Origin of the sequence: Nocardia sp. NPDC060259 (assembly GCF_042728775.1) — a bacterium.
GTDB lineage: Bacteria > Actinomycetota > Actinomycetes > Mycobacteriales > Mycobacteriaceae > Nocardia.
On sequence record NZ_JBHXAY010000170.1, the window covers coordinates 1 to 9123 of the forward strand.

Genomic DNA, 9123 nt, shown 5'->3' on the forward strand with positions numbered 1-9123 from the left:
CCCGCCGGACCGCATCGGAGCGGGTCAGCGGCCGCGTTCGAGTCCGCGCGGATCGATACTGCGTTCGATGCCTGCCCGCCGCGCGCCCGCGTTCGTGCGCCGGATCGCCTCGTCCGGCGAAATGCCCTGTCCCATCTCGACCAGCATCCGCACTTCGGCCAATTCCGGTGCGACGCCTGCCCGTTCGAGATGGGCCGCGATGGCCGCTCGCCGCTCGACGGAGTCGTAGCCCACCTGCGGTGCGTTCGCGCCGACCGAGGCCGCGGTGCTCGCGAACGGTGAGGACGGGTCCTTCTCGAGGGTGAGTCCGCGTGTCTGCGTCGACTTGGTGCCGACCGACATCATCTGCACCAGTTCGATATTGCGCGGGTCCTTGGCCTTCAGATCGCGGGCCTCGCGGATCTGGAGTTCCTTGGCTTCCTTCATCTTCGCCTCGACCGCCTTGACGCGGGCCTCGGCCTCTTTCTGGCCGGCCTCACGCGACTTGAGGGCGACCAGGGTGGCCATCTGCAGCATGATTTTCATCATGGACGCCGTTTCGCTGCCGATGTCGTCGAGTTCCGCCATGACTGCTCCCCGATGCTGCTGTGGAAGTGGACATCTGAGCCTACCGCGCGAAGGACACGACTGTATGTCTGGCGGAGCCACGCGAGGCAGGTGTCGAGAAGTTTCGGTGGGCACGGAGTGGCGGGGGAGAAAATGCGGAACGAGCTGGCATCGGCCGGACGATCCATAGGATTGCCTTGCCTCTGATGATCTTCCGACGGTGTCGAGGCGATGACACCGGAAAAGGGCCGGACACCGTGACGGCGTCCGGCCCTTTCGGTGCCGTGTGTGGGGCTGTCAGCCCACCTTGACGGTGTTGAAGCTGATCGGCATCTTGGGCTTGCCGCCGCCCGCCGACATGGAGCCGTCGTCGCCCGCGGCGCCGACCTTCGCCAGCGTCTTCAGGCCGGCCTCGTCGATGGTGCCGAAGATGGTGTACTTCGGCGGCAGGATGGTGTCGCCGTAGACCAGGAAGAACTGGCTGCCGTTGGTGCCCTCGGGAGTCAGGCCCGAGTTCGCCATCGCGATCACGCCGCGCTGGTACTTGACCGGGCTTTCCAGGTTCGGATCGTTCGCCGGGTACTGATCGGTCGGGTACTCGTTGGCGAAGCTGTAGCCCGGGCCGCCCATGCCGGTGGCGGTCGGGTCACCGCACTGCAGCATCTCGAAGCCGGTCTCGGCCGAGATGCGGTGGCAGCTGGTGTTGTCGAAGTAGCCCTGCTGGGCCAGGCTCACGAAACTGTTGACGGTGCACGGCGATGCGGCACTGTCGAGCTCGAGGCCGATCGGGCCCTGGGTGGAGTCGATGGACACCTTGGTCTTCGGCGCGTCGGGGCCGGAGGCGACCGTGGTGGTGCTCGGCGGCGCCACCGGCTTGGCGGCGGGCTCGGCGCCGACCGGGTAGGCGCAGTCGACGGTGGCGGGCTTGGCGGCGACCGCGGGCGCGTCCGCGGCGGGCGGCAGTTCGCGCTTGCTGGTGGTCGTCGCGCTCGCCGTGGCCGAGGATTCCGGCTCGTCTCCGCCCTTGGTGAGGAAGTACACGCCGGTCACGGCGGCGGCGACCACGATGACACCGAGTACCGAGCCCGCGATCACGAGGCGCTTGCGCTTCTTCTCCTGCTCGGCCCGTCGTTCCAGCTGGCGCTCCAGCTTGCGCTTGGCCGCCGCCCGTCGCTGTTCGTTACTCGGCACTACCGCGTTCCTCCCGTGTCGTCAGATTCGTCTAGAGGGTAACCGGTTGGACGCGAGGGGCGCCCGTGGGGAAAACTGGATGATCGTGACCAAGACCAGCAGCTTCACCGCCCCGAAGGGGGTCCCGGATTACGTGCCCCCCGGCTCGGCCGAGTTCGTCGCCGTGCGCGACGGCTTGATCAACGCCGCCCGACTCGCCGGGTACGGGCACATCGAGCTGCCGGTATTCGAACAGACCGCCCTGTTCGCGCGTGGTGTCGGCGAGTCGACCGACGTGGTCAGCAAGGAGATGTGGACCTTCGCCGACCGCAACGGCGAGAGCTTCACCCTGCGCCCCGAAGGCACCGCCGGCGTCATGCGCGCGGTGATCCAGCACGGTCTGGACAAGAGCGGGCAGCTGCCGCTCAAGCTGTGCTACGCCGGTCCGTTCTTCCGCTACGAGCGCCCGCAGGCTGGCCGGTACCGGCAGTTGCAGCAGGTCGGCATCGAGGCGATCGGCGTCGACGACCCGGCGCTCGACGCCGAGGTCATCGCCATCGCCGACGCCGGATTCCGCGGCCTCGGCCTGGACGGGTTCCGGCTCGAGATCACCTCGCTCGGCGACGAGACCTGCCGCCCGCAGTACCGGGACCTGTTGCAGGAGTTCCTGCTCGGCCTCCCGCTCGACGAGGAGACCCGCCGCCGCGCCCAGATCAACCCGCTGCGCGTGCTCGACGACAAGCGGCCCGAGGTGCGCGAGCTGACCGCGAACGCGCCGTTGATGATCGATCACCTCTCCGAATCGGCCAAGACGCACTTCGAGCAGGTGCTCGCCCACCTCGACGCGCTCGGCGTGCCGTACGTGGTGAACCCGCGCATGGTCCGCGGCCTGGACTACTACACCAAGACCACCTTCGAGTTCGTGCACGACAAGCTGGGCGCGCAGTCCGGCATCGGCGGCGGTGGCCGCTACGACGGGCTGATGGCCGAACTCGGCGGGCAGCCGCTGTCGGGCATCGGTTTCGGCATCGGTGTCGATCGGACCGTGCTCGCGCTGGCGGCCGAGGGCAAGGCGGCGGCCGATCCGGCGCGCTGCCAGGTCTACGGCATCGCCCTCGGTGACGCGGCCAAGGCGCGGCTGGTCGCGCTCGCGGGCGATCTGCGCGGCGCGGGGATCAGCGTCGACCTGGCCTACGGCGGACGCGGGATGAAGGGCGCCATGAAGGGCGCCGACCGCTCCGGCGCGAAATACACGCTGGTGCTCGGCGATCGCGATCTCGAGGAGCACTCGATCGGGGTCAAGGAGATGGCGACCGGCGAGCAGCGGCAGGTGCCGCTGGGCGAGGTCATCGGCGTGCTGCGCAGCGCACTCGGCAACTGAGCCCGGCGCGTCCGGGCGCGGTAATCTGACCGCGCCTCGGACCGGACGGGCCGGTCCGGGTGGAGAGGGACATCGTGGACGGGGAGTCCGGGCGGGCGGCGACGGAACCGGTCGGCATCGACCTGGTGGCGCCCGAAGTGTTCGCGCCCATGTTGCGCAGGCTCGCGCTGGCCGCGCTCGGCGTCGGCATCGGCGTAGCGCTGCTGTCGGCGGTGTGGTTGAGCTGGCCGTACGCGATCGCCCTCGGGCTCGTCGTCGCGGTGCCGACCATCGGCTATGTCTTCGCGTTCCGGCGCAGGCGGATGTGGTTGAGCGGCACCGAGATCCGCGCGCACCGGCTGCTCGGTGAACATCGCATCGACCTCGCGGACGCGAGCGGCGTACAGCTGCTGGTGTTTCCGGGCAGGCTGAGCAGGATCGTGCTGAAGGTGACCGCGGGCGCGGACATCCAGCTGGTGCCGCTGGCGATGTACACCGACGCGGGCAGTGGGCGGGAGCTGCATCTGCTCGGGCTGCGCAAGCTCGCCGACGCGCTCGCCGCCAGCGAACTCGCCGCCGCCGTCGTCGTCTCGGAGGTGCTGGTGCAGCAGTTGCGGGCCGAGGCGCGCGATGCCGGACTGGGGGAGCGGCCGCTGTATCGCGGGGTGCGGCTGGTGCGTGTGAAGGATGTCGTGTCACCGGTGGTGCTCACCGATTCCGAGGTCGCCTCGCTCGTGTGAGCGCCGGGCTCAAGCGAACAGCGCGAGCTGGGGATCCGGGGGTGCCGTGGTCGGCGGCGTCGGTGTGGTGCGGCCCTGGGGACGGCGCAGATCGTAGGCGGCGAGCAGCGGGTCGACCCGCTCACGAAGCCAGGCGCTGTAGGCAGGGGTGACAGTGCCGCCGCGGCCGTAGAGCTGGCGATAGCGCCGCAGCAGCGCCGGGTGTTCGGTGGCCAGCCAGCTCAGGAACCAGCCGCGCGTGCTGCCGCGCAGGTGCATGGGGAAGGCCATGGCGCTGTCGGCGCCCGCGTCGGCGATCGCGGCGAACAGCGCGTCGAGATGAGCGCTGCCGTCGGTGAGACACGGGATGATCGGGGCCGCCATGACGTGGACGGCGAAGCCCGCGTCGGCGAGTGCGCGGACCAGGTCGAGGCGCGCGCGAGGAGTGGGTGTGCCGGGTTCGAGGCTGCGGTGCAGGTCGGGGTCCAGGATGGCGATCGACACCGCGACGCTCACCGCCACCCGCCGCGACGCCTCGGTGAGCAGCGGCAGATCACGGCGCAGCAGTGGACCTTTGGTGAGAATCGAGAACGGCGTGCCCGAGTCCGCGAGGGCGCCGATGATGCCCGGCATCAGGCGATAGCGGCCCTCGGCACGCTGATAGGGGTCGGTGTTGGTGCCGAGCGCCACCGGTTCCCGCTGCCAGGACCGGCGCGCCAGTTCGCGGCGCAGGATCGCGGCGACATTGGTCTTCACCACGATCTCGGAATCGAAATCGTTGCCTGCGTCCAGGCCGAGATACTCGTGGCTGCCGCGCGCGAAGCAGTACCGGCAGGCATGCGAACACCCGCGCATCGGATTGATCGTCCAGCGGAACGGCAGCGAGGAACTCTCCGGCATCTTGTTCAGCGCGCTCTTGCAGAGCACCTCGTGGAAGGTGATGCCGTCGAACTCGGGGGTGCGGACGCTGCGAACCAGCCCGGCCCTGGTCAATCCGGGCAGGGCGCCGTCATCGGCGTCGAGGGTCTGGGCTTGCCACCGCACCCCACGAGTCGAACATGTGTTCGATGCGGTGTCAAGCGTAGTCGACCCCGGCTCTCTGCAATCGTCCGCAGTGGCTTCCTCGGCGAACAGGGGAGATGGCATGACGGCTGCAGAGAAGATTCTCATTGTCGGCGGTGCGCTGACGAGCGGCCGTACAAAACCAGACTGGACGGCCGCATTTTTGTTGATTCGCGCGTAAAATCGCTGGTGGCGGACCGTGTGGCCCGGTTTTCGGTGGTGTTGTCTCGGTAAGAAGTGTTCGATGGAAAGACCGGTGTTGGTCGCGGCCGTCGCTCAGCTCGTCCTCGGCCTGCTGTTCCCGGGTGCCATCTCGGCGCCTCCGGTGTCCTATGTCGCGATCGGTGACTCCTATACCGCCGCGCCCGGCCTGCTCGATCCCGCTCCCGGTAGCCCGCCGCTGTGCACGCGATCGGCGCAGAACTATCCGCATCGGCTGGTCGCGGCGACCGGGTGGGAGCTCACCGATGTCAGCTGCGCCTCGGCGGCGACCGCGCATATGAGCACCGCCCAATATGCCGATCAGCCTGCGCAATTCGACGCGCTCTCACCGCGGACCGGGGTCGTCACCTATCAGATCGGTGGCAACGACGGCAATCTGTTCCAGACGATGGTCATGTCGTGCGTAGCGCTCAACCTCGGTAATGCCGCCGGCGTCGGCACACCGTGTCGCGACGCCTGGGGATCACGCTTCAGCGACGACATCGCCGCCTACGAGCCCGCGATGGGTGCGGCCATCGGGCGCATCGGGACACTGGCGCCGAACGCGCGCGTGTACGTCGTCGGATATCCGGCGGTGCTGCCGGAATCGGGCAGCTGCTATCCGCAGGTTCCGCTCAGCCCTGGCGATGTCGCCTACGCGCGCGATGTCGAGAAAGAGCTCAATGCCGCGTTGCGTCGCCAGGCGGAAGTCAACGGCGCGAGCTACATCGACATCTATACCCCGAGTATCGGGCACGATGCCTGCCGTGACCTGGCGACCCGGTGGATCGAGCCGCCGGTGCCGGGTCAGCCCAATGCGACTCCGGTGCACCCCAACGCCGCCGGTCAGCAGGCGACGGCCGACGTCATCCGTGCGGCCGTTGCGGCGTAGGGGCGTCGGGGTCAGGCGTTGCGCGGTGCGCGCAGTAGGTCGACCAGATCGGCGACGGTCTCTTCGGCCGGGCGTGGCCGGTAGCCGAGCTCGCGTTCGGCCTTGCCGTGATCGACAACCGGCGCCGACAGGATCGCGCCGAGCGCCGCCTTGGACAGGATGTCCGAGCCGAGACGCTTGCTGATCGGCTCGACCACCGGCAGGATCGCGCCGAGCGCCTTGGCCGGGATCGCGAAACGCGGGCCTTTGGCGCCGGTGCGTGCCGCAGCCATTCGGCACAGGTCGATCAATGCGGTCATGTACCCGCCGAGCAGGTAGTTCTCGCCCGTGCGGCCCTTCTCGCCCGCCAGGATCAGGCCATGGGCGACATCGCGCACGTCGACCAGGTCGAACCCGCCGCCGATCATCACCGGCACGCGCCCGCGCATCGCGTCGGCGGCGATGCGGTTGAGCCGGGACAGCCGCTCGGGGTGGTCGACCGGGCCGTAGACGCCGGTCGGGTTCACGATCACCGCATCGAGACCGCGCTCGATCACCGGTCGCAGCGCCTGCTCGCCCGCCCATTTGGACCGGTCGTACACCGGCAGTCCGGGATCGGCGGAGCGGACGGTGGTCTCGTCGATATGCCCGCCCGCGCGGTACTGGTCGAAGGCGTGGATGGAACTGGTGTGCACGAACCGGCGCACGCCGACCTCGAGTGCCGCCTCCGCGGTGATCCGCACGCCCTCGGTGTTGACCCGCCACGCCAGGTCGTTCTTCTCGGCGAGGGTGATCAGCGCGACCAGGTGATAGACCACCTCGGCGCCCGCCAGCGCCGTGCGCATCGACGCCGGATCGAGCACATCACCGGAAACCCAGGTGACGGCCGGATCGGACGTGGTCGGTGCGGCACGATCGATGGCCACCACTTCGTGGCCACGCTCGACGAGCTGCGGGATCAGGTTGGTTCCGAGGTAGCCGGCTGCGCCGGTCACTGCGACCTTCATTTCGCCGAGGATATAGAACATGTTCTAGTTTTGAAAGCGAATCCCGCAGATCGGGGCCGACACGGCTCGATAGAGGTCGGGGTATTCGGTTATATTTGGCGCACTGCGCCCTCGGGCGGCCGTGACGGGAGTTTCTCGGCCACCGATCGCGGTCTCAGGGCAGGCTTTTCACGACGAGTTGGGGGATTCGCATGACCGATCTCTCGGTGCAAACCGATGCCGTCACCGCGTTCGCGGCCACGAACGCCGCGGTGGCGGGGGATATCGCCGCGGCAGGTATCACCGACGCGGCGGGCAATGTCGCCGCGATGACCCCGGTGTTCGGGCTCATCGGCGCCGACTACCTGGCGATGTTCGCGGCCGCGCAGGCCTTGCAGGCCAAGGACATCAACGATCTGTCGGCCAAGTTCTCCAAACTCTCCGACGCCGCGTTCAAGTCCTCGGTGACCTTCGACGCGACCGACGTCGCCAACGCCGCCGACCTGGCGCGTCAGGCCGCCGGAATCGGAGGCATCGCATGAAGCCGCTGAGCGGCGACGCCGGCGTCATCACGCCCGACACCGCACTGGCCACCGCCGACGCCGCGACCCAGTCCGCGCTGGGCGCCGTCCCGGTCGACCACAGCGCCCAGGCGATCCTCGACGTGCCGCTGATGCAGCTGCCCGAGGACATCGCGACCAGCGAGGATCCGGTCTTCACCCTCGCGCAGAAGATCACCGAGGAGACCCAGAACGGCGCGGTCTCCCCGGCCGGGCTGTCGGGTCTGTCCGGGCTCGGCACGGGCGGCACCGTCGACGCGCAGGACATCCTGTCCGGTGTCGCCACCGACGCGTCCGCGGCACTGAGCGGCGTGCAGAGCACGCTCACCCAGGTCGCCGCGCCCGCGCTGACCACCGCGCAGACCGCGTTCGACTCGGCCAAGAGCGCACTCACCGGCACGTCGGCCTCCGGCGCGGCGAGCACAGGCAACGGCGCGAGCTCGGCCGCCGCGACCTCGCTGACCGAGGATCCGGTTTCCGCGCTGCTCAACGGGGTGTCGATTCCCGCGCTGCCCGGCATCGACTCGCTGTTCGACCCGATCCTGCAGCTGCTGAGCAGTTTCGGCACCGGTGTGTTCGGCTCGCTCGATCCGACCACGCTGCTGAGCAATTCGTCCACGCTGATCGACTCGGCGATGAGCGTCGCCCAGGGCGGCCTCAAGACCGTCCAGCAGCTGTGGGAGGGCGAGGCCTCCGACGCCGCGAGCACCGCCAGCCAGCAGGCCCAGGTCGAAGGCCAGGACACCAGCCAGCGCGGCTTCGATATCGCCGCCCTCACCGAGCAGGCCGCCGCCGTCGTCCAGTCGGGCAACGCGCAGCTGTCGGCGATCGCGACCACCTTCGCCGCGCAGGCCACCGCGCTCGCGCCGACGATCATGCTGCCGCCGACCCAGGCCACGCTGATCGGCCTCGCGACCGAACACCTCGGCTCGGCGGTGACCGTCGTCAACTCCACCCGTGGCCAGCTGGCCGGGCACACCGCCCAACTCGGCGGCGTTGTGCAGCAACTCGTCGGACAGAGCGGCCTGCCCTCCCCGGAGGAAGTGCTCAGCGCCGCCTCCGAGAACATCGCCGAACCACTGCTCACCCAGGCCGAGGACGCATTGTCCGGCACGGGCGGCGACTCCACCGCCGCCGCGAGTGCCTCGCCGACCGCGACCACCCCCACGCCCGGCGCGACCACTCCATCGGGCCTCGGCTCCGGCGGTACGGGCGGCACCGGTGGCACCGGCGGCGCGCTCGGTGCGCTCGGCACGGCCCGCGGTGGATCGGGCGGCTCCGGTGGTGGCACCCCGAGCACGGGGACCCCGAAAGCAACGACGGCCGTGCCTGGTTCGGCACTGCCCGGCGGTCGTGTCATGACCACCGCGATGGGTGGCACCGGTCTCGGCAACACCACGACCGCGGGCACCAGCGGCTCCGGTTTCATGGGCGGTGGTGCCGGTGCGGGCGCGGGCCAGCGCAGCAACGACGAGGAACACGGCCGCACCGTGCAGCCCTACCAGAGCCGCACCGGCAACGACGACCTCACCGGCCCGCTCGGCGAATCGACGCCGGAGGTCATCGGCGCGGTCCACGAGGACGAACGCGACGCCGACGAAGACCGGTTCTGAGCTCGGACGACGCCGCCCCGGACACCGTGCTCAGG

The 9123-nt window shown here is 69.6% G+C and carries 9 protein-coding genes; 5 read left to right on the plus strand and 4 right to left on the minus strand.

Going from position 1 to position 9123, the window contains the following annotated elements:
- Positions 1–24: 24 nt before the first annotated feature.
- On the minus strand, positions 25–567 hold the full coding sequence (locus ACFWF2_RS32780; RefSeq protein WP_379311362.1) for a hypothetical protein: 543 nt from the start codon (positions 565–567) through the stop codon (positions 25–27).
- Positions 568–843: 276 nt separating this feature from the next.
- Positions 844–1737 carry a peptidylprolyl isomerase gene (locus ACFWF2_RS32785; RefSeq protein ID WP_379311363.1) on the minus strand — a complete coding sequence of 298 codons (894 nt, stop codon included), beginning with the start codon at positions 1735–1737 and terminating at the stop codon, positions 844–846.
- A gap of 85 nt (positions 1738–1822) precedes the next feature.
- On the opposite strand from ACFWF2_RS32785, the gene hisS reads away from it, so the two are divergent.
- Complete coding sequence (gene hisS, locus ACFWF2_RS32790; RefSeq protein ID WP_189023716.1) at positions 1823–3097, plus strand: histidine--tRNA ligase; 1275 nt, start codon at positions 1823–1825, stop codon at positions 3095–3097.
- 74 nt (positions 3098–3171) lie between these two features.
- Positions 3172–3816: a hypothetical protein gene (locus ACFWF2_RS32795; protein ID WP_379311364.1), complete on the plus strand. Its 645-nt coding sequence runs from the start codon at positions 3172–3174 to the stop codon at positions 3814–3816.
- 9 nt (positions 3817–3825) lie between these two features.
- Here ACFWF2_RS32795 and ACFWF2_RS32800 read toward each other — a convergent pair whose 3' ends face one another.
- On the minus strand, positions 3826–4839 hold the full coding sequence (locus ACFWF2_RS32800; RefSeq protein WP_379311365.1) for an Rv2578c family radical SAM protein: 1014 nt from the start codon (positions 4837–4839) through the stop codon (positions 3826–3828).
- Between the two features lie 262 nt (positions 4840–5101).
- Here ACFWF2_RS32800 and ACFWF2_RS32805 point away from each other — a divergent pair, with 262 nt between their 5' ends.
- Complete coding sequence (locus tag ACFWF2_RS32805) at positions 5102–5950, plus strand: SGNH/GDSL hydrolase family protein (protein WP_379311366.1); 849 nt, start codon at positions 5102–5104, stop codon at positions 5948–5950.
- A gap of 11 nt (positions 5951–5961) precedes the next feature.
- Here ACFWF2_RS32805 and ACFWF2_RS32810 read toward each other — a convergent pair whose 3' ends face one another.
- On the minus strand, positions 5962–6936 hold the full coding sequence (locus ACFWF2_RS32810) for an NAD-dependent epimerase/dehydratase family protein (protein WP_379311367.1): 975 nt from the start codon (positions 6934–6936) through the stop codon (positions 5962–5964).
- A gap of 191 nt (positions 6937–7127) precedes the next feature.
- Between ACFWF2_RS32810 and ACFWF2_RS32815 the strand changes: the two genes are divergently transcribed.
- Positions 7128–7457 carry a type VII secretion target gene (locus tag ACFWF2_RS32815; RefSeq protein WP_379032372.1) on the plus strand — a complete coding sequence of 110 codons (330 nt, stop codon included), beginning with the start codon at positions 7128–7130 and terminating at the stop codon, positions 7455–7457.
- Positions 7454–9088 carry a hypothetical protein gene (locus ACFWF2_RS32820; RefSeq protein ID WP_379311368.1) on the plus strand — a complete coding sequence of 545 codons (1635 nt, stop codon included), beginning with the start codon at positions 7454–7456 and terminating at the stop codon, positions 9086–9088. The genes ACFWF2_RS32815 and ACFWF2_RS32820 overlap by 4 nt, the downstream gene beginning before the upstream one ends.
- The last annotated feature ends 35 nt before the right edge of the window (positions 9089–9123 follow it).

What these genes read in the sequence shown, in the direction of transcription:
- ACFWF2_RS32780 (WP_379311362.1), bottom strand. Translation starts at nt 567, where the DNA reads ATGGCGGAACTCGACGACATCGGCAGCGAAACGGCGTCCATGATGAAA.
- ACFWF2_RS32820 (WP_379311368.1), top strand. Translation starts at nt 7,454, where the DNA reads ATGAAGCCGCTGAGCGGCGACGCCGGCGTCATCACGCCCGACACCGCA.
- ACFWF2_RS32815 (WP_379032372.1), top strand. Translation starts at nt 7,128, where the DNA reads ATGACCGATCTCTCGGTGCAAACCGATGCCGTCACCGCGTTCGCGGCC.
- ACFWF2_RS32805 (WP_379311366.1), top strand. Translation starts at nt 5,102, where the DNA reads ATGGAAAGACCGGTGTTGGTCGCGGCCGTCGCTCAGCTCGTCCTCGGC.
- ACFWF2_RS32810 (WP_379311367.1), bottom strand. Translation starts at nt 6,936, where the DNA reads ATGAAGGTCGCAGTGACCGGCGCAGCCGGCTACCTCGGAACCAACCTG.